This is a genomic window from Nocardia sp. bgisy118, assembly GCF_057708605.1.
In genome coordinates this window covers 56,689-81,757 of record NZ_JBYISM010000015.1, presented here as the reverse complement: position 1 = coordinate 81,757, position 25,069 = coordinate 56,689, and the positions used below count along the sequence as shown (strand labels likewise).

23 protein-coding genes are annotated in these 25,069 nt (G+C 67.0%); 13 read left to right on the top strand and 10 right to left on the bottom strand.

The annotated features are described in order from the left end of the window. Positions 1–96 precede the first annotated feature (96 nt). Positions 97–294, bottom strand: a complete 198-nt coding sequence (locus AC3EO7_RS19685; protein ID WP_435592010.1) for an MbtH family protein — start codon at positions 292–294, stop codon at positions 97–99. Positions 295–380: 86 nt separating this feature from the next. Continuing rightward, positions 381–755 carry a hypothetical protein gene (locus AC3EO7_RS19680; RefSeq protein WP_435592009.1) on the bottom strand — a complete coding sequence of 125 codons (375 nt, stop codon included), beginning with the start codon at positions 753–755 and terminating at the stop codon, positions 381–383. Between the two features lie 373 nt (positions 756–1,128). Between AC3EO7_RS19680 and AC3EO7_RS19675 the strand changes: the two genes are divergently transcribed. The 3 genes from AC3EO7_RS19675 (at position 1,129) to valS (ending at position 6,797) form a co-directional block, all read left to right on the top strand. Next, the gene (locus AC3EO7_RS19675) at positions 1,129–1,947 is read left to right on the top strand and encodes an aspartyl/asparaginyl beta-hydroxylase domain-containing protein (RefSeq protein WP_435592008.1); all 819 of its coding nucleotides are present in this window, start codon (positions 1,129–1,131) and stop codon (positions 1,945–1,947) included. Continuing rightward, positions 1,944–3,854 carry an ATP-binding cassette domain-containing protein gene (locus AC3EO7_RS19670; RefSeq protein WP_435592007.1) on the top strand — a complete coding sequence of 637 codons (1,911 nt, stop codon included), beginning with the start codon at positions 1,944–1,946 and terminating at the stop codon, positions 3,852–3,854. Before AC3EO7_RS19675 ends, AC3EO7_RS19670 begins: the two co-directional genes overlap by 4 nt. A 372-nt stretch (positions 3,855–4,226) precedes the next feature. Continuing rightward, positions 4,227–6,797 (top strand): valine--tRNA ligase, encoded by a 2,571-nt coding sequence (gene valS, locus AC3EO7_RS19665; protein ID WP_435592006.1) that lies wholly within the window; start codon positions 4,227–4,229, stop codon positions 6,795–6,797. Between the two features lie 135 nt (positions 6,798–6,932). On the opposite strand, the gene AC3EO7_RS19660 is transcribed toward valS, so the two are convergent. Both AC3EO7_RS19660 and AC3EO7_RS19655 read right to left on the bottom strand, forming a co-directional pair. Next, the gene (locus AC3EO7_RS19660) at positions 6,933–8,144 is read right to left on the bottom strand and encodes an NADH:flavin oxidoreductase (protein WP_435592005.1); all 1,212 of its coding nucleotides are present in this window, start codon (positions 8,142–8,144) and stop codon (positions 6,933–6,935) included. Beyond that, on the bottom strand, positions 8,141–8,710 hold the full coding sequence (locus AC3EO7_RS19655; protein WP_435592004.1) for a TetR/AcrR family transcriptional regulator: 570 nt from the start codon (positions 8,708–8,710) through the stop codon (positions 8,141–8,143). Before AC3EO7_RS19655 ends, AC3EO7_RS19660 begins: the two co-directional genes overlap by 4 nt. A 190-nt stretch (positions 8,711–8,900) precedes the next feature. On the opposite strand from AC3EO7_RS19655, the gene AC3EO7_RS19650 reads away from it, so the two are divergent. After that, the gene (locus AC3EO7_RS19650; RefSeq protein WP_431962576.1) at positions 8,901–9,356 is read left to right on the top strand and encodes an aggregation-promoting factor C-terminal-like domain-containing protein; all 456 of its coding nucleotides are present in this window, start codon (positions 8,901–8,903) and stop codon (positions 9,354–9,356) included. Positions 9,357–9,365: 9 nt separating this feature from the next. On the opposite strand, the gene AC3EO7_RS19645 is transcribed toward AC3EO7_RS19650, so the two are convergent. The 4 genes from AC3EO7_RS19645 to AC3EO7_RS19630 form a co-directional block, all read right to left on the bottom strand. After that, entirely contained in the window at positions 9,366–10,553 is a 1,188-nt protein-coding gene (locus AC3EO7_RS19645; RefSeq protein WP_435592003.1) for an ABC transporter permease, read from the bottom strand. Beyond that, positions 10,550–11,428 (bottom strand): ABC transporter ATP-binding protein, encoded by an 879-nt coding sequence (locus AC3EO7_RS19640; protein ID WP_431962573.1) that lies wholly within the window; start codon positions 11,426–11,428, stop codon positions 10,550–10,552. Before AC3EO7_RS19640 ends, AC3EO7_RS19645 begins: the two co-directional genes overlap by 4 nt. 322 nt (positions 11,429–11,750) lie before the next feature. Then, a complete protein-coding gene (locus tag AC3EO7_RS19635) occupies positions 11,751–13,148 on the bottom strand; it encodes a lytic transglycosylase domain-containing protein (RefSeq protein ID WP_435592002.1) in 1,398 nt (465 codons plus the stop codon). Positions 13,149–13,493: 345 nt separating this feature from the next. After that, entirely contained in the window at positions 13,494–13,892 is a 399-nt protein-coding gene (locus tag AC3EO7_RS19630; protein WP_435592001.1) for an NUDIX hydrolase, read from the bottom strand. A 185-nt stretch (positions 13,893–14,077) separates the two neighbouring features. On the opposite strand from AC3EO7_RS19630, the gene hutI reads away from it, so the two are divergent. After that, positions 14,078–15,277, top strand: a complete 1,200-nt coding sequence (gene hutI / locus AC3EO7_RS19625; RefSeq protein WP_435592054.1) for an imidazolonepropionase — start codon at positions 14,078–14,080, stop codon at positions 15,275–15,277. After that, positions 15,274–16,239, top strand: a complete 966-nt coding sequence (gene hutG / locus AC3EO7_RS19620) for a formimidoylglutamase (RefSeq protein WP_431962567.1) — start codon at positions 15,274–15,276, stop codon at positions 16,237–16,239. The genes hutI and hutG overlap by 4 nt, the downstream gene beginning before the upstream one ends. 101 nt (positions 16,240–16,340) lie before the next feature. Here hutG and ectB read toward each other — a convergent pair whose 3' ends face one another. Next, positions 16,341–17,597 carry a diaminobutyrate--2-oxoglutarate transaminase gene (gene ectB, locus AC3EO7_RS19615; protein ID WP_435592000.1) on the bottom strand — a complete coding sequence of 419 codons (1,257 nt, stop codon included), beginning with the start codon at positions 17,595–17,597 and terminating at the stop codon, positions 16,341–16,343. Between the two features lie 147 nt (positions 17,598–17,744). Between ectB and AC3EO7_RS19610 the strand changes: the two genes are divergently transcribed. From AC3EO7_RS19610 to AC3EO7_RS19600, 3 genes are all read left to right on the top strand, one after another. Beyond that, positions 17,745–18,599 (top strand): ABC transporter permease, encoded by an 855-nt coding sequence (locus AC3EO7_RS19610; protein ID WP_431962563.1) that lies wholly within the window; start codon positions 17,745–17,747, stop codon positions 18,597–18,599. Further along, a complete protein-coding gene (locus tag AC3EO7_RS19605; protein ID WP_435591999.1) occupies positions 18,592–19,425 on the top strand; it encodes an ABC transporter permease in 834 nt (277 codons plus the stop codon). The genes AC3EO7_RS19610 and AC3EO7_RS19605 overlap by 8 nt, the downstream gene beginning before the upstream one ends. Before the next feature lie 128 nt (positions 19,426–19,553). After that, on the top strand, positions 19,554–20,420 hold the full coding sequence (locus AC3EO7_RS19600; RefSeq protein ID WP_431963555.1) for an ABC transporter ATP-binding protein: 867 nt from the start codon (positions 19,554–19,556) through the stop codon (positions 20,418–20,420). 42 nt (positions 20,421–20,462) lie between these two features. Here AC3EO7_RS19600 and AC3EO7_RS19595 read toward each other — a convergent pair whose 3' ends face one another. Beyond that, positions 20,463–21,152, bottom strand: coding sequence for a DUF4389 domain-containing protein (locus AC3EO7_RS19595; RefSeq protein WP_431962559.1), 690 nt, complete (start codon positions 21,150–21,152; stop codon positions 20,463–20,465). Positions 21,153–21,357: 205 nt separating this feature from the next. On the opposite strand from AC3EO7_RS19595, the gene AC3EO7_RS19590 reads away from it, so the two are divergent. The 4 genes from AC3EO7_RS19590 (at position 21,358) to AC3EO7_RS19575 (ending at position 25,053) form a co-directional block, all read left to right on the top strand. Further along, positions 21,358–21,654, top strand: a complete 297-nt coding sequence (locus AC3EO7_RS19590; protein ID WP_431962557.1) for an excalibur calcium-binding domain-containing protein — start codon at positions 21,358–21,360, stop codon at positions 21,652–21,654. 395 nt (positions 21,655–22,049) lie between these two features. Continuing rightward, positions 22,050–22,439: a putative copper homeostasis (lipo)protein LpqS gene (gene lpqS / locus AC3EO7_RS19585; RefSeq protein WP_431962555.1), complete on the top strand. Its 390-nt coding sequence runs from the start codon at positions 22,050–22,052 to the stop codon at positions 22,437–22,439. 104 nt (positions 22,440–22,543) lie between these two features. Continuing rightward, complete coding sequence (locus AC3EO7_RS19580) at positions 22,544–23,800, top strand: PLP-dependent cysteine synthase family protein (protein WP_435591998.1); 1,257 nt, start codon at positions 22,544–22,546, stop codon at positions 23,798–23,800. Then, the gene (locus tag AC3EO7_RS19575) at positions 23,797–25,053 is read left to right on the top strand and encodes an MFS transporter (protein WP_435591997.1); all 1,257 of its coding nucleotides are present in this window, start codon (positions 23,797–23,799) and stop codon (positions 25,051–25,053) included. The genes AC3EO7_RS19580 and AC3EO7_RS19575 overlap by 4 nt, the downstream gene beginning before the upstream one ends. Positions 25,054–25,069 lie beyond the last annotated feature (16 nt).

Here is a 25,069-nt window from a genome sequence, read left to right as displayed (position 1 = left end):
TGCGAGGACACGCTACGGATAATTCGCTCTCGCAGCGTAAATTTCTTCCCAGGAGTGACGTACGCGTTTCGGAGGTACGCAACCATCCCCTCGGGTTTACACCGAAGGGGGAGTATCCGCCATGCGAAGGCTCAGCGGTCGCATATCGATCCATATTTTCTCGATATGCGCCAGGCACTCCGACTTGGTGCCGCGAAACCCCGTGCGAGACCACCCGGCAGGAACACTATCGTCCGCACGCCACGTGGAGTACTGCTCTTCAGAATTACACACAACATCGAACTGAACGTCCATGTCGAATCTTCCCCCAAGTCTGATCATGAAAGATGACTGCTTGTCGACTGTTCGAAATCACTCCCCACAGCGATATTAACATTGCGTCACGACCACGTCCAGAGGAGATATGTGACGTGTGCCATGCAGGCCATCCGCCAAGACGACACCGCTTCCGACGGCGACTGCGAGGAGTTCCGCGAGTTCCGGCCCAACTGCCGCTTCAGCTCGGCTGGCTCGACGTGCAGCCGCACGATCGTGCCGGCTGGAGACACCACCAGCTCGGCGAGCTCGTCATAGGTCGGCTTCGGCACGAAGATGCTGTGGCCACAGCCTGATTCGAGCCAGATCAGCAGGACGCCACGACCCAACCCGGCCAGTCGCGTAAGAGCAATCTCCATGTTGGCAATCGTCGACCCAATCATCCGCATCGAGCGACGAATGTCGACGTGGACAAGGTCCGAGATCAGCTGCATCAGCACCGAATCAGCAATTCCCCGACTGCATCGAGGGGTATCAGCCCAATTGCCCGGCAAACCAACTGCTCATAGCGGAACCGTATGGCATACGTGTCGCTTCCGGAGGCAAACGACCGTCCCCCCCGACAACGCTCGCAGTGACGAGCAATCTGATCCTAGCCTTGACCACGACCTCCTAACAGCAGTAGATTCGCCTCGTCAAGCTTTGACAGGGGGAAGTCGCTTAACATTCGGATGGGGATCAACGCGAACCTAATACAGGCGCGGAGACCTATCCATGCCCTTGTCCGGCCTGGCAAGGTGAATCTTTGGCCAACGGCTGAGCTTCTCACTCGCCCGTACTCCGGCGGCTCCGCCAGAGGGAGGAATATCTTCGATGCACTTTCCACCAAATCTGCTGGCGCCTACGCGGAAAGTCGTTGCAGCCGCATTTCAGCAGGCGATCTCCTCGAAGCCGACGGGCATTGCATTGCGCCGGTACATCACCTGGCTCGAGAACAGGATGCCGACAAATTCGCCAGCGGGTGGCGACGCGCTGGTACCGAACGACCCGTTCCCCTGGGCCACCCTCCTCGAGCGCAGCTGGAAGTCGATACGTTCCGAACTGGACCAGTTGTCTCACAATTTCGATGCCCTGCCCCGCTTCGACGATATCTCACCTGAACAGCAACGGATCAGCGAGAACGCGAACTGGCGGACCTATTTCCTGTACGGATATGGGGCGCCGGTGGCGCGCGCGTACGATCGGTGCCCGCAGACCGGCGCACTGCTCGACCAGATACCCGGACTGATCACCGCTTTCTTCTCGGTGCTCGGACCAGGCTCACGGGTCACTCCGCACCATGGGCCATACAAGGGTGCCCTGCGTTACCACCTCGGCCTGCAGATTCCTGCCGACCGGGAGCGCTGTGGACTCCGGGTCGGCGATCACACCCTGCACTGGGAGGAGGGACAGGGCTTCTTCTTCGACGACACCTACGAGCATGAGGTCTGGAACGAGACCGACGAATGGCGGGTGGTGTTGTTCCTCGACGTAGCCCGGCCCTTGCGCTTCCCATACTCGGTGATGAATGAGGCCCTGATCGGTCTCATCAGCCGGTCTGCGCAGGTCGCGACCGCACGCTCGAACCATGAGGCATGGGAAGAAAGTTTCGAGCGGCTGTTCGATGCTTCGGCCGGACCGCGGAAACCATGAGCGGCAACAGCCATCCGCAGGGATCGGAGAACAAGGCCGCCCTGATCAGCAGTGTGGAGTCGGATTGCGCGGTCGTGCTCGACAATGTGACAAAGAAGTTTGGCGACAACGTTGCTCTCGACAGCCTTGACCTCCAAGTTCCGGTCGGCGGAGTTTACGGACTGCTCGGTCCGAATGGGGCCGGCAAGACCACTGCCGTCCGCATCATCGCGACACTGCTGCGCCCCGAACATGGGCACGTCTTCGTATCAGGACGAGATGCACTCAACGATGCGGACCGAGTGCGAGCTTCGATCGGCTTGTCCGGACAATACGCCGCGGTCGACGACAAGCTGACGGCTTTTGAGAACCTCCACCTGGTGGCGCGGCTGTACGGCGCGGGCGAAGCCGCGGCACGGAGATCGGCCTACGAGCTGATCGAACGGTTCCACCTCGAAGGGGTCGCCGACCGCAGGGCGCAAACCTACTCTGGCGGAACGCGTAGGCGGCTCGATTTGGCCAGCGCGCTGATCGCGTCGCCCCCGCTGGTCATACTCGACGAACCTACGACCGGCCTGGATCCACAGAGCCGCCTTGATACCTGGTCGGCGATCGGCGATCTCGTGTCCGGTGGGACCACCGTACTGCTGACCACGCAATACCTCGAAGAAGCGGATCGCCTCGCCGAGCGGATTGCCGTGATGAACCGCGGGAAGATAATTGCGGAGGGCACCAGCGACGAGCTCAAATCAGCTGCCGGAGGGGGGCGCATGGAGATGAGACTCGCCACCGACGAGGACTTCTCGACGGCGCGAGTTTGCCTCGCGGAGTTCGGCATTCCATCGGTGGATCGGCGCGAGCGCCGTGTCACGCTGCCCGTCAACGACGGTCAGCGAGACCTTGTGGCCATTGCTACCCGTCTCAACGACCAAGGTGTCCAAGCGCTCGATATCGGGCTCAGGCGGCCGACTCTCGATGAGGTGTTCTTCGCTCTGACGGCGCAGGCTGGTCCGACGATAGATCTCGATCGCGCAATCTCCGGATCATCGTCACCGCCCGAACGGTCCCGCCGTCCCGTCCCGCTCCCCGCGCCGTCGATTCCATCCCACGTCGCCGCAGTCCCCGACCGCCAGCACCTGACCAAGACCCTTCTCGACGGAATCATGTTGTCCGGCAGGGGTATTCGAAACATTCTTCGAACCCCGGGCGCTGCGTTCAACTGTGTCGTTCAACCCATCGTGTTCGTGCTGCTGCTCGGCTACGTTTTCGGCGGGAGCCTCGGCGGCGCGTCGTACCGGGAATTCATCATCGCGGGGATCTTCGCCCAAACCGTCACCTTCAACTCCTCCTTCACCGCCATCGCCCTGGCCACGGACGTGCAGAAAGGCTTGTTCGATCGGCTTCGCTCGCTGCCTGTGTCGCCGTTGTCGATCATCCTCGGGCGGACATTGTCCGATCTCGCCGTCAATATCTTCAGCATCGCAATCAGCACTATGTGTGGCTTGCTGGTCGGCTGGCAGGTCAACGGCACCGCCGCCGAGGCTGTCGGCGCCTACGTTCTTATCCTGGCGTTCTCGTTCGCCATGTCCTGGGTGGGCGCCTTCATCGGACTCGCCGCGCGCAGCGTAGAACTCGCCCAGAGTCTTGGCTTGATATGGCTGTTTCCGGTCACCTTCGTCTCCTCCGGCTTCGTCTCGGTGTCCGCACTGCCAGGACCGCTGGCGAAACTGGCCGAATGGAATCCGGTCACGTCCCTATCCAGCGCAGCACGCGCCATGTTCGGCAACAACGTCCCCACCACCCTGGCGCAACCGCATGGCTGGCCGGCCCAGCACCCCGTACTATCCACAGTGTCATGGATCGTGCTTATTCTGGCCATCTTCATGCCGCTGACCATCCGGCAGTACTCTCGCATCGCTCAGCTGTAGGAGCGAACGCCTGGTCCCTCCCGGATGGCGGCATACACGACAGGCGAGGCTGAGATGTCGGGTGGATTCATTGGGTGATGGGCAGATTCGCGCGGACGGTCCCAGGCCCATCGCCCCACGGCACCGGGTCATCGCTTGTAACTGACCAGGTTGGGCCGTGGCGTCCTGCCGATCTGGCTTGAATCAGGCTGTGGCACAGTATGTTCGTGCCGAAGTCGACCTATGACGAGCTCGCCGAGCTGGTGGTGTCGCAGGCCGCCACGATCGTGCGGCTGCACGTCGAGGTAGCCGAGCAGTCTTGGCTGCCCGCATAGACCTGGCCAGTGACCATCGCTTCGACTATCGCAAACACATACAACGGAAGGTATGCGCGTGACACAATACGGCTCTCCGGTCCCGGACAAGCCCTCCCTCGAGGGGCTGGAGACGAAGTGGTCGGCATTTTGGAACGAGACGGAGCTGTACCGCTTTCGTCGGCCGGGCACCCGTGACGCCGTATTCTCTGTAGACACCCCTCCCCCGACCGTCAGCGGATCGCTGCATGTCGGGCACGTGTTCAGCTACACACACACCGATATCATTGCGCGCTACCAGCGGATGCGCGGAAAGCATGTGTTTTACCCGATGGGTTGGGACGACAACGGTCTGCCCACCGAGCGACGCGTTCAAAACTACTACGGTGTGCGTTGCGATCCATCACTGCCGTACGACCCTGCCTTCGAGGTCCCAGTTCCCGTGATGGAGCGTACCGGCGCGGAGAAGAAGGCTGCGGCGGTCAATATCTCACGGCGCAACTTCGTCGAGCTGTGTACCGAGCTGACCGGCGAGGACGAGCGAGTCTTCGAACGGCTGTGGCGGAATCTCGGGTTGTCGGTGGACTGGTCGATGACGTATTCGACAATCGGTGAGCGTGCGCAGCGGGTGTCGCAGGCGGCTTTCCTACGTTCGGTGACACGGGGCGAGGCGTATCAGGCCGAGGCTCCGACGATGTGGGATGTGACCTTCCAGACGGCGGTGGCGAACGCCGAAGTAGTCGAGAAGGAAGTTTCCGGTGCCTACCATCGATTGGCGTTCACCTACGACAGCCAGATCGTAAATATCGATACTACGCGGCCGGAGTTGCTTCCTGGGTGTGTGGCGCTGGTGGCGCATCCGGACGATCAGCGCTACGCCGCATTGATCGGCAAGGAAGCAGTCTCGCCGATCTTCGGTGTGCGGGTGCCAGTATTGGCACATTCTGCCGCGGACCCGGAGAAGGGCACGGGTATCGCGATGATCTGCACCTTTGGCGACACCAATGACGTCAAGTGGTGGCGGGAGTTCGCATTGCCGACACGAACGGTCGTCGGCCGCAACGGTCGCATGTTGCCGCTCGACTTTGCCGGCCTCCCGGCGAAGGACGTCGCGAGTGCGCAGGAAGTGTACGACCGCTTGGTCGGTCTTACCGTCCACAGCGCTCGCGAAACAATGAGCGAGTTGCTTCGCGAATCCGGCGCGCTGATCGGCGAGCCTCGGCCGACTACACGGGCGGTGAAGTTCTTCGAGAAGGGTGACAAGCCCCTCGAGATCGTCAGCAGCCGTCAATGGTTCATCAAAACCCTTGACTACCGTGACGAACTCCTCGCGCGGGGAGCCGAACTCGACTGGCATCCTTCGCACATGAAGGCTCGATATGACGGGTGGGTCAACGGACTCAACAGCGACTGGCTGATCAGCCGGCAACGCTTCTTCGGCGTGCCGCTGCCTGTCTGGTACCCCCTGGATGACGACGGTCAGCCGATCTATGAAGCGCCGATCTTTCCGAAAGAAAGTCACCTCCCCGTCGATCCATCGAGCGCCTGTCCCCCCGGCTACGAACCCGATCAACGCGGCATGGCCCGCGGCTTCGTCGGCGAACCTGACGTAATGGACACCTGGGCAACGTCATCGCTGAGTCCCCAAATCGTTTGCGGATGGCTCGTCGACGACGCCTTGTTCAACCAAACCTTTCCAATGGATCTGCGTCCCCAGGCCCATGACATTATCCGCACCTGGTTGTTCGCCACCGTGGTTCGTTCCCAACTGGAAGCTGGGCAGTTGCCCTGGCAACACGCCGCGCTGTCTGGGTGGATTTTGGATCCGGACCGCAAGAAGATGTCGAAGTCGCAAGGCAACGTCGTGACGCCCGGCCATTTGCTCGACGAATACGGCGCGGACGCCGTTCGGTATTGGGCAGCGTGCGGTCGGCCCGGCACCGATACCGCGTACGACCCGAAGCAGATGAAGATCGGCCGCCGGTTGGCGATGAAACTGCTCAACGCCGCAAAGTTCGTCCTCGCGGTTCCCGCACCCTCCCGGACAGCGGTGGTGACCGAACCGCTCGACCGTGCGATGTTGGCCAGACTTTCGGAGACGATCCAAGAGGTCACCGCCGCTTTGGATGGGTTCAACTACACCACGGCACTCGACCGAACCGAGCGGTTCTTCTGGTTCTTCTGTGACGACTACCTCGAACTGGTGAAGGAACGCGCTTACGGGCTCAATGAGTTCGGCGCCAGCGAATCCGCACGCCAAGCCCTTCGACGGGCGTTGGATGTGATCATCCGACTTTTGGCGCCGGTGCTGCCTTATACGACCGAGGAAACGTGGTCGTGGACTCACGAGTCGTCGGTCCATCTCGCACCGTGGCCGACTGCGGACGAGTTGCTTGCCGAAATCACTGACGCCGACGCCGAGTTAGCGGACTTGGCATCGATAACCATCGGTGGAGTGCGCAAGGCAAAAGTCACCGCCAACGCGCAGCGCCGTGACGATGTCGCGCGAGTCGTGGTGGAAGCATCCGATGCAATTTTGGTACAAATCAAGCGATTCGTCTCGGACGTCCAAGCCGCCGGGCGGATTGGTGAAATCATCTACAAGGCGAACGAGAACGCCGATGTACCGTTGGTGACCGTGTCGGCTTGATCTGCCCTCGCAGCGAAGCCGGGGACCGGTTCGACACCTCGATCGGCACCTGGCTTGCCGGGTGCGAGACATGATGCGGTTCCGCGCAGCGCATTGAGCCAATCCGGAGATGCGGCGTGTCGTGCGGTCACGAAGTCAGGCCGTGTTCGACCTTCGCTCGTCGGCCAACTCCACGTCAGAACGCTGATCGAGCCGGAACACGCACTTCGTCCCGGTATAGATGCTCGGCATGCACAGGTTGCAGTGGGTGCAGGCCGAGCGGTTCGCTTCGTCGGATCGGATGCGGAGCAGCAGGTTCGGCTCGCGTAGCAGGGCTCGGCCCATGGCGACGAACTCGAAGCCCTCGGCCATCGCCTGGCGCATGGTGTCGAGGTTGGTGATGCCGCCGAGCAGGATCAGCGGCATGGACAGCTCGCGGCGGAACTGGCGGGCCCGTTCGAGCAGGTACGCCTCGTGGTACGGGTACTCGCGCAGGAACCCGCGGCCGACCAACCGGAAACCCCAGCGAGCCGGTCCAGGAAGGACTTTCGCGAACTCGCGGCGTGGGGCGTCGCCGTGGAACAGCAGCATCGGGTTCAACAGCGAGCTTCCCGCCGTCAGTTCGAGGGCGTCCAGCGCACCGTCCTCCTCCAGCCACGCGGCGACCTGGAGCGATTCCGGCACCGTGAGCCCGCCGCGCACGCCGTCTTCCATGTTCAGCTTCGCCGTCACCGCCAGCCTGCCGCCCACGGCTTCGCCCACCGCGCGGGCGATTTCGCGGACGAATCTGGCCCGGTTGGCCGTCGACCCGCCGTAGCGGTCGGTGCGACGGTTCAGCAGCGGGCTGAGAAACGAACTGGCCAGGTAGTTGTGCCCGAAGTGGATCTCCACCGCGTCGAAGCCGGCCTGTTCGGCGAGCTTCGCGGCGTCTGCGTGCGCGGCGACCAGCCCGCGGATCTCGGACTCGCCGGGCACCTTCATCGACCGCATACCGAGCGGACTGAACATCCGGCTCGGCGCGAGCGCGGGCAGCCGGTTGGAGGCGGCATTGGCCACCGGTCCGGCGTGCCCGATCTGCGCGCTGGCCGCCGCGCCTTCGGCGTGCACGGCATCGGTCAGCCTGCGCAGGCCGGGCAGCGCCTCCTCGCGCATCCAGATCTGATGCCGATCGGTGCGCCCGCCCGGCGCGACCGCGCAGTAGGCGACGGTGGTCATGCCGACGCCGCCCGCCGCGGTCTCGCGGTGGAATTCGATCAGTTCGTCGGTGACCAGCGCGTCGGGTGTGCGGCCCTCGAAGGTCGCCGCCTTGATCACCCTGTTGCGCAGGGTGATCGGGCCCAGTGCCGCCGGTGCGAAAACATCGGTCATCGCGCACCGCCTTCCGGCGCGGAGAGTCCGGCGATCACGAAGTCGCGCAAGGTGGCGACGGCGGGCTCCGACAGGTCTCGGTCGCCGGCCCCGAACGACATGATGACGAGGTCGAAGGCAAACGACCAGCGCCGCCTGCTCTCCGGCTCCGCGAGCTCGGGGAGCAGGCCGACCCAGGAGTCCATCCGGAACCAGCGCTGCTGCCACAGCAGCGGGTGACGCCCGAGCACCAGTTGCGCGAGCAGCCGCAGATGCAGGCGGCCCGCCGGGTCGGCGGACAGTTCGACGAACGGCTCGATCACCGCGTCGACGATCTCGGGCACCGAACCACGCTCGGCGCTCACCGCCGCGAGGCGGTCGGCCCACAGCGGTCCGAGTCGGCCCTCCAGCAGCGCCGCGACCAGCGCTTCCTTCGATCCGAAGTGGTAGTGCACGGCGGCCGGGTTGGCGCCGGCCTCCGCGCAGATCGCCCGCACGGAGACGTCCTCGTAGCGGTCGGTCAGCAACAACCGCTCGGCCGCGGCGAGCAGCCGCTCGCGGGTGACCGCCGAAACTTTCTGAGCCATGGGTGAAGTAAAACACGTTTCAAACATCGATTCAATCACTGATTGAAATCGCTACCGCGGCGACGGCACGGCCCGTGAAGAACCCCTCGCCCTCGGTGTGGCAACCCGATCCATACGGTTACCGATGGTTTGCTGACTTCGCACGATCTGGTTCCGGAATCAGACCATCTGATGCGAAGGGAGCGAGTCGATGCTTCGATATATCTACTCCGCCGCCGCGGTCTGCTGCGCGGCGACGATCGCCCTGGCCCCCGCAGCGAACGCGGCGCCATCGCCCGAGGACCCCAACGACGCGCGCGGCACGGAGGCAGTGAATCCGGCACTCTCCGCGGGCGTCGACCTGTTTTTGACCTCGGCCCGCCTCGGCGCGAAAGCCATAGCGCTGACCATCGTTCCGATCCACTATTTCCCGTCGTTCGATGCGATCATCACGCGGGAGAGCGGCTGGAATATGTTCGCGGTCAACCCGACCAGCGGCGCCTACGGCCTCGGCCAGGCGCTCCCGCCGGAGAAGATGTCCACCCACGGCCTCGATTGGCGGTTCAACCCCGTCACCCAGCTCCGCTGGACCTACGACTACATGGTCGACCGCTACGGCAGTCCCGACGCGGCCTGGGTGTTCTGGCAGCAGAACCACTGGTACTGACGCGGCGCGTCAGTCCTCGACGGCGAGCGCCTGTCGCATCGTCAGACGTCCCTGCGTCTGCATCAGCGAGCGCCGGTACATCTTCTCCGCGATCAAGACGGTGCCATAGGTCCCCACCGCCATCAGGATCAGCGCGACGACAGGCTCCCACCACGCCGCGGTGCCCTCGGCCAGCCTGGCGGGCATGGCGACGATCGATACGAGCGGGACATAGGAGGCGATCACCAGCCACGTGTCCGTGAGGAAGATGCCCGCGAACAGCACGATCATGATGAGCATCGACATGGGCATCGAGGTGGATTGCAGGTCCTCGGTGCGCGTCGCGAGCGCGCCCGCGACCGCCCACAGACTGGCCAGGGCGAGGAAGCCCACCACGAAGAAGACGACGAACCAGCCCGCCGCGCCCGCGATCGTGGCGACCTGATCGCCCCTTCCGGTGGCGGCCAATCCGATCAGGCCCGCCCCGACGAACAGCGCGAGCTGGGCGAAGGCCATCACGGTGTTGCCGAGCACCTTGCCGATCAGCAACTGCCGCAACGGGATGGCGCTCGCCAGGATCTCCACGATCCGGTTCTGCTTCTCCTCGACCACGCTCTGCGCGATGCTCATGCCGAACAGGATCGACGCGGCGTAGAAGAGGAACGCGAAGACGAAGCTCACGATCCTGGCCAAACCCGGTTCGATCGCGGACCGATCGAGCAGGTCATAGGTCACCGCGCCGCCGCTACCCAACTGCGCAAGGCTCAGGCCCGCGGCGGCGGCATTGCGCTGCACCGCGAGCTGCTGCACGGCGGCGGTGAGATACGTTGCGGCGTCGTCGTTCTGGGCGGAATCACCGATGAGCCGCCAGCCGCCCGGCTCGGCGGGCGTCAAGCCGACCTCGACCTCCTCGTCGCGCACCCGCCGTTCGACTGCCGCCACATCGGGCTGTGGGCGAGCGGTGAAGGTTACCTTCTTGTCGGCGCTCGCCGCCAAATCATTGGCGGTCGCGACGATCTGGTCCGCTCCCGCGCCCGCGACGGCGACGTCGATCTCGTCGGTGCGGTTGCTCATGAAACCGGTGATGGCCAGGGACGCGACGATCGCCACGATCGTGATCACCGTGGACACCAGGAAGTTTCGATCGCGCAGCTTCACCGCGATCTCGCGGGCCGCTACGATCCGCCACACGCCGCGCGGAGCGAAATCCGTACTCATGCCGTCACCTCGCGGTAGATCTCCGACACCGAGGGCCGGACCTCGGCGAGTTCGCGCACCGGGCCGCGGGACAGCGCTTCGCCGAGCAGCGCTTCGGTGGTCGCGCCGTCGAGTTCGAGCAGCACGCTGGAACCGTTGGTCTGCAGCACCCGCACGCCGGCGAAGGCGTGCAGCCAGGCCGGGTCGCCGCCGAGCGCGAGCCGATAGCGGGTCGCACCGGTGGAGCGGAGCTCGTCCACCGAGCCCTGCCCGACGACCCGTCCCGCGGCGAGAATCACCAGCCGATCGCACAGCCGCTCCACCAGATCGAGCTGGTGCGAGGAGAAGAGCACGGGCACGCCCGCGGTCGCGTATTCGCGCAACAGTTCGGCCATCGAATCGACGGCGGACGGGTCGAGACCGGAGAACGGCTCGTCCAGGATCAGCAGCGACGGCTGCGCGATCACCGCCGCGGCGATCTGCACCCGCTGCTGGTTACCCAGCGAGAGGGATTCCAGCTTGTCCCTGGCGCGGTCGCCGAGGTCGAAGCGGTCCAGCAACTCTCGCGCGCGCAGCCGGGCGTCGGCAGCCGTGCGCCCGCGCAGCCTGGCCAGGTAGACGAGCTGCTCGAGCACCGGCTGCTTCGGATACAGGCCGCGTTCCTCGGGCATGTAGCCGAACGACCTGCGGTCGGCGGCGCTCACCGGCCCGCCCTGCCAGCGCAGTTCCCCGCCGTGCACCGCGAGCACGCCCATGATCATGCGCATGGTCGTGGTCTTGCCCGCTCCATTGCCGCCGACGAATCCGGTCAGAGCACCGGGCTCCACGGTGAAGGACACGTCGTTTACCGCGACGACGCCCCCGAACCGGCGCACCAGGTGCGCGACTTCCAACATCGAACTCCCCTTGTCCTCAGCTGTTCCACCCACCCTAGTGCGGCACGGGCGAGTATGGACCGGCCTGCGCACAGTCTTCGGCCGAACGGCGCCGAGCCCGAACAATCACGCGGCAGATCGCAGCTCGCCATGATGTGCAAGCGCGCGGTGACATCGATCCGGCGCGGGCCGCACGACGCTTCAGCCGATTTGCCGCTGTACTCGAGCATCGCGTGGATTCGCAGGCACCCCCGGGCATTTCGGCTCGGTATTGGCCCGTGCAATGCCGGTACGCCTCGGCGCATCGACCGAGGACATGAGGCTTTCCATCGCGGATATCGCGTCAGCCCTGCGGCGCGGGCAGTGGGATGACGATGCCGAACGGCAGGATGATGCCGGGCTGAGGCACTGGAGGCTGGGGCACAACAAGTTCCGGATCGCGAGCGGGCTCTGCCGTGTCATCGGGAGCCGGGGCCGGTACGTGCTCTGGCTCTGGCTCGGGTTCGGAGTTCACCATCGGCGCTTCGGCTTTCGGCTCCGAGTACGGCAGCGGTCCACCGGGCTGCGGGCTCCCGGTCCCGCACGCCGGATCCGGCTGGGCGGTCGCGACTTCGGGCTCTCCGGCACGACCGCCGTAGGACCGGCCCGGCGCGATCGGCAGTTCTCCGGGTGCGCCCGGTCGCGGCATCGGAGCCGGAACCGCCTGCGCGCACGGATCGGCTTGCGGCGGTGGGCAGAAGATCCCGCACGGAATCGGCGGCAGACCGGGGATGGTGATCATCACCTGCGCCGGTGCGGGCGGAGAGGGAACGGTCGCGACCGGCGGCGGTTCCGCCGGGGACGGCGTCGACGGCAGGGCGGTATCGCGAGCGGACAGCTCCGGACCGGCCTGGATCACGGGCGCCGAACCCGGCGGAACCAGATCAGGGCCGATCTCGACGCGAGCCGGAGCGCCGCCCGTGCGATACGCCGCCGACCAGCTCAGCACGTCGCGCGCATAGGACACCGAATTGTTGTAGCGCAACACCGCCCGCAACTCCTGCGCCGAATCCAGCAGGTTCGTCCCGCCCGAACACAGATACTTTCCGGCGGCCAGCGACGCGTCGAACACGTTGTGCGGGTCGGCTACTCCGTCACCGTTGCCGTCAGCGGCATACGCGCTCCAGGTACTCGGCAGGAATTGCATGGGCCCTATCGCGCGGACGAATCCGCCGCCTGCGGCCTGGATGATCTCGTTGCCCGGCAGGGTCCCGTCCAGGGCGGGGCCGAAGATCGGCCCGAGTGTCGTCCCCGCCGCGTCGGTACGTCCGCTCGCGGCGTGGCCGGATTCGATCCGGCCGATCCCGGCGAGCAGATTCCACGTCAAGCCGCATCCGGGCATCGAAGACTCCAGCGCCAGCTCGGCATTGCGATACGCCGCCAGCACGATCTCCGGAATGCCCAAGGGGCCGCCGGTATTCGGCAGCGAGATGTCGTGCAACGGCACCGCGCCCGCGAACGCGGGTGACCTCGCCGGAGTCACGGCGCGGAGCGTGCGCGGCGAATCCGGTGCGACAGGAAGCAACCCGACGGCCCGTGACAGACCCGCACCGGCGATGTCTTCTGTGCCGTCCCCCGCGGCCGACAGCGCTTCGGAAACTTCGGGCGGGGCGCTGGAACCGGCTTGGTGCACGGCCGAACCCGTGACCACCAGTCCGGCGACGGCCAGCGCCGATGCGGTCAGTGCTGCGGATACACGCATTCGGCTCGACCCATACCTCTACGTCATCGGAGAGCGGCTGTGTTGCCTCGGCGCGCCCCAATGGGGTCGCTGCTACGCGTCTCCCCACCGGGTGCCGCACCGAAGTTCCTCAACCCCCACCTTCAGAAGAGGAACTGCCATTAACATACACGATGATTTGCCGACGCCGAGTCGATACCTCGAAAAGACTTAGCGATTACTTATCCCAAGTCCGACGCTGCTCGATCATCGAGAGCCCCTCGGCATCCAGCTCCGGACACGGCGATACGCGACGGCCGGACCCTCGCCTAGGAAGCATCCGCCGCCGACCGGAATACGTTGTACCGCCGGGCATCCCCGGCATGGTCACCAGTCGACGAAGCCCAGCTCGTGCAGCTTGCGGAAGACGAGCATGGAACCGGGAGCGACATGGTCCATGGCGGCGTACTCGCGCACGGTGAAATACCGGAGTTCGGCGATCTCGCCGCTGGGGTGCGGGTCGCCGTCGAGTTCGGCGGTGAAGCAGGTCATGTGCAGCCGCGTGCCCGGCGCGTGGCCGTACGCCTCGGCCTGGAAGACGCCGAGTTCGGCGCAGGAGGCGACGCCGACGCCGAGTTCCTCCCGCACCTCGCGGTGCAGCGCCGCGACGGGCGTTTCCCCCGCGTCGATCTTGCCGCCCGCCATGTAGAAGACGTCCTTGCCGAGGGTTCGCGCCTGCAGCAGACGCCGATCCCGGACATGAGCCAACGCAGCTGTGCGAATCACCGGCCCACCCTACTGACCGGCCCGGGCCGCCGGTCAACCGAATAGGCAGCCGCCCGCCGGTGCGGGCTGGTCGGCCAGGTGTCGGAACGGGTGGCACGAAACCCCGAGTGCGTCCGACGACGGCGCGCGGTGTTCTACAGTCGCCTCACACCGATCCGCATCCGGCCGACACGGCGCGAGGAGGAATCGTGTCCGACGGTTCACGGTCCACCGTCCTGACGAATATCGGCACGCTGGTCACCAACGACCCGGGCTCGGGCGTCGGCCGGCTCGGCGTGCGGCGCGACGCGGCGGTGGTGTTCGCGGACGGGCTGGTCGCCTGGGTGGGTGACGCGCACGAGGCCCCCGTCGCCGACGTACGCGTGGACATGGCGGGCCGGGCGGTGCTGCCCGGATTCGTGGAAAGCCATGCGCACCTGGTGTTCGCCGGGGAACGAGCCGAGGAGTTCGCGGCCAGGATGTCCGGGACCGCCTACGCGGCGGGCGGCATCCGCAGGACCATCGCGGCGACGCGAGCGGCCGACGACGATCGGCTCGCCGCCAACGTCCGGCGGCTGATGGACGAGTCGGTGCGCTCGGGAAGCACGACGGTCGAATGCAAGACCGGCTACGGCCAGACCACCGAGGACGAATTGCGCAGCGCGCTGGTGGCCGGACGCTTCACCGACGAGGTGACCTTGCTGGCCGCGCACGTGCCACCGCCGGAGTACGCCGGGCGAGCGGACGAGTACGTGGAGATGGTGTGCCGGGACATGATTCCGGTGTGCGCGCCGCACGCGAAGTGGATCGATGTGTTCTGCGAGCGGGGCGCGTTCACCCGGGAGCAATCGGAGGCCGTGCTGCGGGCGGGCATGGCGCACGGGCTGATTCCCCGGGTGCACGGCAACCAGCTCGGTCCCGGCCCCGGCGTGGGCTTGGCCGTCGAACTCGGCGCGGCCTCTGTCGACCACGTCAGCTACGTCACCGCCGCCGATATCGACGCGCTGGCGGGCAGCGCCACGGTGGCGACACTGCTGCCCGCCGCCGACTTCTGCACCCGCAACAGCTATCCCGACGCCCGCGCCCTGCTCGACGCGGGCATCACCGTCGCGCTGGGCGCGGACTGCAATCCCGGCACGTCGTACACCACGAGCCTGCCGTTCTGCATCGCGCTGGCGGTGCGCGAGCTGCGGATGACACCGGAAGAGGCGGTGTGGTCGGCCACTGCGGGCGGCGCGCGGGCGCTGCGCCGCGACGATGTCGGCAGCCTGCGCGTCGGGGCGCGCGCCGACGCGCTCGCGCTCGACGCCCCGTCCTATCTGCACCTGGCCTACCGGCCCGGCGTGCCGCTCGTGCGTTCGGTGTGGCGCGGCGGAGTCCGCGTCGCCGGATCGGACGCCGCGTGAATCCGCGCCGCACGGTCGATATCGCGCCGCGGCCGTGGACCGGCCGGGTCGACGGCGACGCGCCGGAGCACGCGCGCTGGCATCAGCTGATCCGGCCCTACGATCCGGCGCGAACGGTCGGAAAAGGTTGTGTGCTGATCGGTTTCGCCAGCGACGAGGGCGTCCGCAGGAACAAGGGCCGTCCGGGGGCGGCCGCGGGTCCGGACGCGCTGCGCGGCGCGCTGGCGTCGTTGGCGCTCCCCGAACCGCTCGATCTGGAGGACGCGGGCACTGTCGCGGTCACCGGCTCGGATCTGGAGTCGGGTCAGCGACGGCTGGGCCTTGCCGTGGCGGCCGCACTCGACGCGGGCCGCTTTCCGGTGGTGCTCGGCGGCGGTCACGAGGTCGCCTTCGGCACCTATTCCGGCATCGCGGCGGCCCAGCGGCGCGGCGCGCTGCGGTTGGGCATCCTGAACCTGGACGCCCACTTCGATCTTCGCGCCGATCCGGCGCCGAGCTCGGGCACCCCCTTCCGGCAGATCGCCGAGGCCGAGCGCGCGGCAGGGGCGTCCTACCGCTACGACGTGCTGGGCATCAGCCAACCCGGCAACACCGTCGCACTGTTCGAGACGGCGCGCGGGCTCGGCGTCCGCCATCTGCCCGACGACCGGTGCGGCGTAGGGGACCGCGCGGCCGTGGACGAGTTCGTCGATGCCTTCCTGAACGACGTCGACCTGGTCTATCTCACCATCGACCTCGACGTCCTCCCCGCCGCCGTGGCCCCGGGCGTCAGCGCGCCCGCGGGCTACGGCGTACCGGTGGAGACCGTGCAGCGCGTGTGCGACCGGGTCACGGCCAGCGGGAAACTCGTCGCCGCCGACGTCGCCGAACTCGCGCCGGTCTTCGACATCGACGACCGCACCGCTCGCACGGCCGCGCGGCTCATCCACCGGATCGTCACCGGCCACCGAGCTGTGCACTGAGAGGCGTTGCCCACTGACCGAACCGGACCACCCGACGCCGCACCGACGGCGGGAGGTGAAGCCGGGTACGCGCCCGGGACCGGTCGAGTCGCCTCGGTCCGTCAGCCGCAGACGGCCGCCACGGCGGCGATGAGCAGATCCAGGCCGCGGTCGAGCTCATCCTCACCGATCGTCAACGGCGGCAACAACTTCACCACCTCGTCGACGGAGCCGGACGTCTCCACCAGCAGTCCGCGATCGAAGGCCACCTGGCAGACCTTGCCCGCCAGCGACGGGTCCTCGAAGACGATGCCGTGCACCAGCCCCCGCCCGCGAGCCGAGACGCCGGGATACGCGGCGGCGACTCGGGCGAGCGCCTTCTCGATCCGCTCGCCCTTGGCCAGAGTGGCCCGCTCGAGCGCGTCGTCGGACCAGTAGTGCCGCAGCGCGACCTCGGCCGTGACGAAGGCGGGGTTGTTGCCGCGGAAGGTGCCGTTGTGCTCGCCGGGCGCCCACTGGTCCAGCTCGGACTTGAAAAGCACCAGCGCCATGGGCAATCCGTAGCCGCCGATCGACTTGGACAGCGTCACGATGTCGGGGGTGATCCCGGCGACCTCGAAGGAGAAGAACGGACCGGTCCGGCCGCAGCCCATTTGCACGTCGTCGACGATCAGCAGAATGCCGCGCGCCCGGCACAGCTCGGCCAGCTCGCGCAGCCACTGCACGCGCGCCACGTTCACCCCGCCCTCGCCCTGCACGGTTTCCACGATCACCGCCGCGGGCTTGTCCACTCCCGAGGAGGGATCGTCGAGCGCCCGCCGCATCCAGTGCAGGTCGTCGCCCGCGCCGAGGTAACCGTCGTAGGGCATCGGCGTGACGTGCACCAGCGGCACTCCCGCGCCCGCCCGCTTGGCGGCGTTGCCGGTCACCGACAGCGCGCCGAGCGACATGCCGTGGAAGGCGTTGGTGAAGTTCAGCACCGGCTGTCTTCCGGTGACCTTGCGGGCCAGTTTGAGCGCGGCCTCCACGGCGTTCGCTCCGGTCGGGCCAGGGAACTGCACCTTGTAGTCCAGGCCGCGCGGAGCGAGCACGGTGTCGCGCAGGGTTTCCAGAAGCCTGCGCTTGGCCACGGTCGACATGTCCAGTCCGTGGGTGATGCCGTCGCCGACGAGGTAATCGATCAGGGCGCGTTTGAGAACCGGATTGTTGTGACCGTAGTTCAGCGCGCCCGCGCCTGCGAAGAAGTCCAGGTAGTCGCGGCCCTGCTCGTCGCGCAGCCAGGCGCCGCTGGCCGTGTCGAACACCGTCGGCCAGGATCGGCAGTACCCACGGACATTCGATTCGAGGGCCTCGAAAATGGTCGACTCGGCGACAGTCATCACGATCCTTCCTGTCGTGCGCGAGCACTCCACAAAATCTGAAGTGACTGTGTTTCTAACATTGGCGCGTCAGGTTCGTCGCACTTTCGGCGAAATCGCGCGGTAACCTACCGCGCGTCGACGAGCGGACAGTAACGTTGACTTCTTGTGCGCTGGAGTGCGGGAGGGGAGGAGCGGCTGGCCGCAGCAACCCAGGCGCGACGCGAGGCGACGCTGTATTGGCGGCTCGCGGTGGCGGGGTTCCGGCGGCAGTCGCAGTACAAGCTGGCGATGTTCGCGGGGCTGTTCACCAACTGCGTGTTCGGGTTGGTGCGCGCCGCGGTGATGCTCGCGGCGGTGCGTGGCGCAGGCGAATTCGGCGGGTACGACGAAGGCACCATCGGCGCCTACGTCTGGCTCTCGCAGGGACTGCTCGGCGCCATGCAATTCATGGGTCCGCCAACGGAGTTGGCGGAACGGGTCAAGAACGGCGACATCGCGATCGACTTCCTGCGCCCGGTCGACATTCAATTCGGCTATCTCGCGGCCGATCTCGGGCGCGCGACGTGCACCATCGTGCCGCGCTTCCTACCGAGCGTGCTGTTCGGTTTCCTGACCGTCGGGCTCGCGATGCCCACCACGCCCGGACCCTATGTACTCGGGACGATTTCGGTGCTACTGGCCGTCGCACTGTCGTTCCTGCTGCTGTTCGCCATCGGACTGATCGGCTTCTGGGTAGTGGAGACCCGGGGCATCCGGGTGCTGTACCAGATCTGCGGCACCTTCCTCGCCGGCCTCTTCGTGCCGGTGCACATGTTTCCGGACTGGCTGCGCACACTCGCGAACGCCACCCCGTTCCCCTCCATCCTGCAAGCCCCGATCGACGTGCTCTCGGGGCGAATCACCGGCATGGACAGCGTGACCGTGGTTGGCGCACAGCTCTTCTGGGTGCTCGCAATCGCCGTGGTCGGCCGGCTGATGCTGACCGCGGGCCGTCGCAAGCTGGAGGTGCAGGGTGGCTGACGCGTCGCCGATCGCCGTGCCCTCGGGCCGATGGTTCACACCGTATGCCGCGGTGTTGCGCTCGCGCATCCGATCCCAGCGCGCCTACCGGCTGTCCTTCGCCAGCGAGGTGTTCAGCGCCTTCCTCATCGGTGTCGTCGAATTCGCCGAGGTGTGGGTCATCTTCCACAACGTGCGGGTGCTCGGCGGGCTCGATCTGCACGCGGCGCTGCTGCTGTTCGGGCTGAGCAACACCACGTTCGCGCTGGCCCAGGTGCTGGTCGGGCATCTGGACACCCTGCCGACGCTGATCAGGATGGGCACACTCGACGCCTACCACTTGCGCCCGCAGCCGCTGTTGCTGCAACTGATCACCGGTGACGTCTCGATGCGCCGATTCGCCCGCGCCGCAGTCGCCATCGCGGTGCTGATCATCGGGTTGCTACAGAACGACATCGATTGGGACGCGTCCGCATTCGTCCTCGTGGTGATGACGCTCTGCTGCGGTATTCTGCTGTTCGGCGGGATCTTCGTCTGCGCGGCCGGGTTGCAGTTCTTCCTGATCGACGGTTCCGAGCTCACCAACAGTTTCACCTACGGCGGGTCGTTCGCCGCGATGCAGCCTGCCTCGGTATTTCCGCTGCCGCTGAAACTGTTGTTCGGATTCGCCGTCCCGGTCGCGTTCACGGCGTACCTGCCCACCATCGCCCTGCTCGGGTTGCCCGGCCCGCCACTGCTGCCGTCCTGGCTGGCCTGGCTGACTCCGCTGGCGACGCTGTGGATATGGCTGCTGGCACTCGGTTTGTGGCGGCTCGGGACGAGGCACTACCAGGGAGGCGGGGGGTAAGCGTGGCGGACAGCGACTTATCTGACGCGATCATCGATATCGAGAATCTGACAAGGCAATTCACGCTGTATCGCAAGCACGGTCGCCGATGGCGCAGGCAGCGCGACATCCTCACCGCGGTCGACGGGATGACCTTCCGAATCGAACGCGGCGCGGCCGTCGGTTACATCGGGGCGAACGGAGCGGGGAAATCCACCACCATCAAAATGCTCACCGGCATTCTGGTCCCCTCCACCGGGCGGGTGCGCACCTGCGGCCTGGATCCGGTCCGGCAGCGGCGCCAGCTGGCGAGCCGCATCGGGGTGGTGTTCGGCCAGCGGTCGCAGCTGTGGTGGGATCTGCCACTGCGCGAATCGTTCACGATCCTGGCCGCCATCCACCGGCTGGAACCCGACATCACCCGCAAGCGCACCTACGAACTGGTCGAGCAACTGGAGATGGCCGAGACGCTGGACACGCCGGTGCGTCAACTCTCGCTGGGGCAGCGGATGCGCGCCGAGGTCGCCGCGGCGCTGCTGCACTCCCCCGAGCTGGTGATCCTGGACGAACCGACGATCGGCCTCGACGTGCTGTCCAAACAACGGCTGCGGGAGTTCCTGCGCGCCGAGCGGGCCGACCGCGGCACCACATTGCTGCTCACCACCCACGATATGGGCGATATCGAAAGGCTCTGCGACCGCGTGCTCGTCGTCGACCACGGCAGGCTGGTCTACGACGGTTCGCTCGCCGGACTCGGGGCGACGGTGGGCGCGCGCCGCGTGCTGGTGGTGGATCTCACCGAGCCCGCCGCGGATCTGCGCGAGCTGCCGCCGGGCGCGGAACTGCTCACCAGCGAGGCCGACGGCATGCGCCAGCGCCTGGCCTTCGACGCCGAATCCATCACCGCCGCACAGCTGCTCGCCGCCGTGTCGGATCGGGTCGAGGTACGAGATCTGTCGATCGAGGAGCCCGGCATCGAAGACGTGGTCCGCCGCATATACGAATCCGCCCGCTGACGAGTCGGCGGGCGGATTCGCGGTGATCGGTTCGATCGGGGGTTACGGCTCGCGCGATCCCTGGTCGAGCCGGAACGGCGGGTACTCGTCACGCATCAGCGAGGCGTATGCCTGCAACCGGATCGCCCACCGGTTGATGCCGACGACGAAGTCGTACAGGCCCTGCGGGTAGCGAGCGGTGAACAGCAGCGCGATCAGCGCCACCGCCAGCAGGAGGTAGATCACCGGCCAGGTCACCACCAGATCCCAGGCCTGGGAGCCGTCGTCCTGCACCGCGTTGCCGATCGCACCGCTCATCAGCGCGCCGATGATCAGATAGTGCGGGATGGCGAGCAGCCACCATTTGATCAAAACCAGGCCGCGATGCAGGGTTTCAGGATAGTCGACCTCGAGATCGGCCGGATAGTCCGCGTCCTGCCGCAAATGGAACGGCGGATACTTGTCGGTGCCGAGCACGGTCAGCGCGTAGAAGCTGACCCGCCAATTCCACCGCATCACACCGACATTGAAGTCGAACAGGCCGCGCGGATACTTTCCGGTGAACAAGATCGCGAAGAACGCGATCACCGAAACCACGAAGTACGCGATGTGCAGGAAGAACAGCACGATGTAGTGCGGGATGGCCAGTATCCACTTCACCAGCCACATCCATCGCGACAGACCGGGATCGAGATCCCCGCGGACGCGAATCGGATTCGCTGCGACCACCGGCTTCTCGGGTTCCATTTCCATGATCGACGCTCCTTAATTTCACAGGGCCACTGTGAGGTATCTCATAATTGTCCAGCACCCCCTGAGCGGTTAGGCCACGATGCGATACCGACACGCCAACAAAAACGACCGACCAGCCTGACCAGTACGTTGCGAAAGGCAAGCGCGGCCGCGATACTTGCTGGCGTTTGGATCGAAAACCGTTGTGTTTGGGGGGAATCCGATCATGCGAAACTCTCGTCGCCTCGTGTTCGTCGCCGGCCTGCTGCTGATCGCGGTGCTCGCGATCTCGGTGAGCGGCTGCGGCTCGAGCAAGAAACGGCGCCACTCGTCCTCCGGGCCGGTGGCCACGGCGACCACCGCCGCGGCAGATGCCTTCCGCACCTGCGAGGACGCCTGGGCGGCGGGTAGGGCTCCGCTGCGCCGCCATGACCCCGGCTACTCGGCGCAACTGGATCGCCTGGACGGCAAGGAGGACGGCGTCGCCTGCCTGGTGCGCTCCACCACCGCGCCCCAGCGCTGATTCGACGCCGTACGCCGGAGTCGATTGACGCCGCGCCCCGGCGCTGATGCGACACCGCACGCCAGCGCTGATGCGACGCCGCACGCCCGAGCCGAATCGACGGGCCCGGCCATCATGCGACGCCATCAGCCGGTGCCGCGTCGACGGTCGAGTAGCGGCTCCGATTCCGCGCGACGATCGATAGATGACAACGCCTCGGCGCGGAATCCGCGGTACGCCAGAAGCTGAACGAGCGATCATCCACCTGCGCAGGTCCCCATCGCCACCACAGGGCGGCGGCTGAGCGCGCCGACTGTCCCGCCGCAAATACCGCGCCGACCGCGGCTGGACCGGCGGACCGTCCGGGGCTTGTACTATCGGCAGACGTGATGTTCGGTGCGATACGGGGCCCCGGTATGCGGGCAGTGATCGCCTGCGTCTTCGCCGCGTGGGCGCTCGCCATGGCGCTGCCGGACTGTCACCTGTTCACACCCGCCGCCACCATTCACGCGCACATCGAATCCTCCGGTCCCGGCGTCGCGTCGCAGGTGGTGCCGTGGGCGGGCGCCGACCCGCACCAGCATGTCGCCGAACCGGACCGGCACCTGCCCACCGACGCGGTGATCGCGGCGCTCCCCCGGTCCGGTCCGTCACTCCAGGAACTGCTGCTCGTCGGCCTCGCGCTGCTGCTCGTGCTGCCCTTGACCGCCGGGCTCGGCGTCGGTCCGCGTGCGCCGCCCGTCGCCACCCTTCCGGTCCGTCGCGGCCGGGATCTGCTCACTCGATTCGGCATCGATCGGAACTGATCGGTCAGCGTCAGGTCGTGGCCTGCCGGGGCCCGGCCGGTGTTCGTGCGTTCCCGCACCACACCCTCGCTGCCACAGCGACCGCACAGAATCGATGATTCCTCATGACTGCTGCACTGCGGAACGATGCCGTGTTGAATCCCGCTCTGCTCGAAGCGAATTCGGAACCACTGCCCAGCCCTGCGAGTCTGCTCACCACCGCGGGCCGCTGCCCGCGCCCGGCCACCATGGTCGGCAACACCCCCGTCCTCTGGATCACCGAACCGCTCGCGCCGACGGGTCGCGGATTCTGGGCCAAATTGGAAGGCGCCAACCCGGGCGGCATGAAGGACCGGCCCGCGCTGCACATGGTCGAACGCGCCGCCGCCCGCGGCGAGCTGACACCGGGCGCGCCGATCGTCGAGTCCACCAGCGGCACCCTCGGCCTCGGCCTCGCCCTGGCCGGGATGGTGCACCGCCACCCGGTCACGGTGGTCACCGATCCGGGCTTGGAGCCGATCATGCACCACATGCTGGCGGCCTACGGCGCGCGAGTGGAGACGGTGACCGAACCGCACCCCGTCGGCGGCTGGCAGCAGGCACGCCGCGATCGCGTCGCCGAACTGCTCGCCGCCGATGCGCGCGCCTGGTGCCCCGACCAGTACCGCAACCCCGACAACCGCGCCGCGTACGAATCGCTGGCCATGGAACTCGTCGCGCAACTCGGCCGCGTCGACGTGCTGGTCTGCTCGGTCGGCACCGGCGGCCACTCCTCGGGCGTCGCACGCGCGCTGCGCCGCTACTTCCCGCACCTGCGGCTGGTCGGCGTGGACACCGTCGCGTCCACCATCTTCGGCCAGCCCGCCGGACCGCGGCTGATGCGCGGACTCGGTTCGAGCATCCACCCCGACAACGTCGACTATCCGGCGTTCGACGAGGTCCACTGGGTCGCGCCCGCCGAGGCGGTGTGGGCCTGCCGCGCGCTGGCCGCCACCCATCACGCCAGCGGCGGGTGGAGCGTCGGCGCCGTCGCGCTGGTCGCCGGGTGGCTGGCCCGCACCGGCGAGCCGGACGCGCGCATCGCCGCCGTCTTCCCGGATGGACCGCTGCGCTACTTCGACACCGTCTACAACGACGCGTATTGCCGGGAGCACGGTCTGCTCGGCATCGAACCGCCGACCGACCCCGCCACGATCGGACACCCCTACGCCGAGGTGGTCGACTCGTGGACCCGGTGCACGACTGTCCTCGATCCGAAGCAGCACGCACCTGATCCCACCCAGCACCGATCCGATTCACACCTCCAGGAGCTCACCGTGCCCAGCGACAACCCGGTGGCCGCCCGTCGGCCCGACACCACCGCGCCGGGGGCCGCGCGATGAGGGATGTCTACGCGACCTATCGCGGTTTCGGCAGGCCGAGCCGGATGCTGATGGTCAACCAATTCGCCATCAACACCGGTTTCTTCATGCTCATGCCTTACCTGGCCGGTTATATGGCGGGCCCGCTCGGACTCGCCGCGTGGGCGATCGGGCTGGTGCTCGGCATCAGGAACTTCTCCCAGCAGGGCATGTTCCTGGTCGGCGGCACCCTGGCCGACCGGCTGGGGTACAAACCGCTGATCGTGGCCGGATGTCTGCTGCGCACCGGCGGTTTCGCGCTGCTCGCCTTCGCCGACACGCTGCCCGCGCTACTGATCGCCTCGGCCGCAACCGGTTTCGCGGGAGCGCTGTTCAATCCGGCGGTGCGCGCGTACCTCGCCGTCGACTCCGGCGAGCGACGGGTCGAGGCGTTCGCGGTGTTCAACATCTTCTATCAGGCGGGCATCCTGTTCGGCCCGATCCTCGGACTGGCGTTGATGGCCTTCGATTTCCGCGCCACCGCCGCGGGCGCGGCCGCGGTGTTCGGCCTGCTCACCATCGCCCAGCTGCGCGCGCTGCCGCAGCACCGGGCCGAACCGAAAACCGCCTCGGTGCTGGACGATTGGCGAGTGGTGCTGGCCAACCGCCCCTTCCTGCTGTTCTCCGCGGCGATGATCGGCTGCTACGTGCTCTCGTTCCAGGTGTACCTCGCGCTGCCCATGCAGGCCGCCCGCATCGTCGGCAACGGGTCGGCCACTGCCCTCATGACGGCGGTGTTCGTGGTCTCGGGCGTGATCGCCATCGCGGGGCAACTGCGCATCACCCGCTGGTTCTCCGCCCGCTGGGGCCGCTCGCGCAGCCTGGTGTTCGGCATGGCGATCCTGGCGGCGGCGTTCGTCCCGCTGCTGCTGGTCCCCGGCGTCGCACTGGGCGTCCCCGCCGCGGTGGGCGCGCTGCTGCTCACGGCCGCGGTGCTGGGTGTCGGTGCGGCGGCGGTCTTTCCGTTCGAGATGGACACCGTCGTCGCGCTCTGCGGCGACCGCCTGGTCGCCACGCACTACGGCCTGTACAACACCGTCGTCGGCACCGGCATCCTGCTGGGCAATCTGGGCACCGGCACGGTTCTGGACGCGGCCCGCTCGGCGGGACTGAGCTCGCTGGCCTGGGCCGCGCTGATCGCCATCGGCGCGGCCTCCGCCGCGGGACTGTACGGACTCGCCCGCTCCGGCCGGCTGAACGCGCCGACCCCGGCGACTCTCGCGGCCACGACGTAGCGGTTTCGGCTCCCCC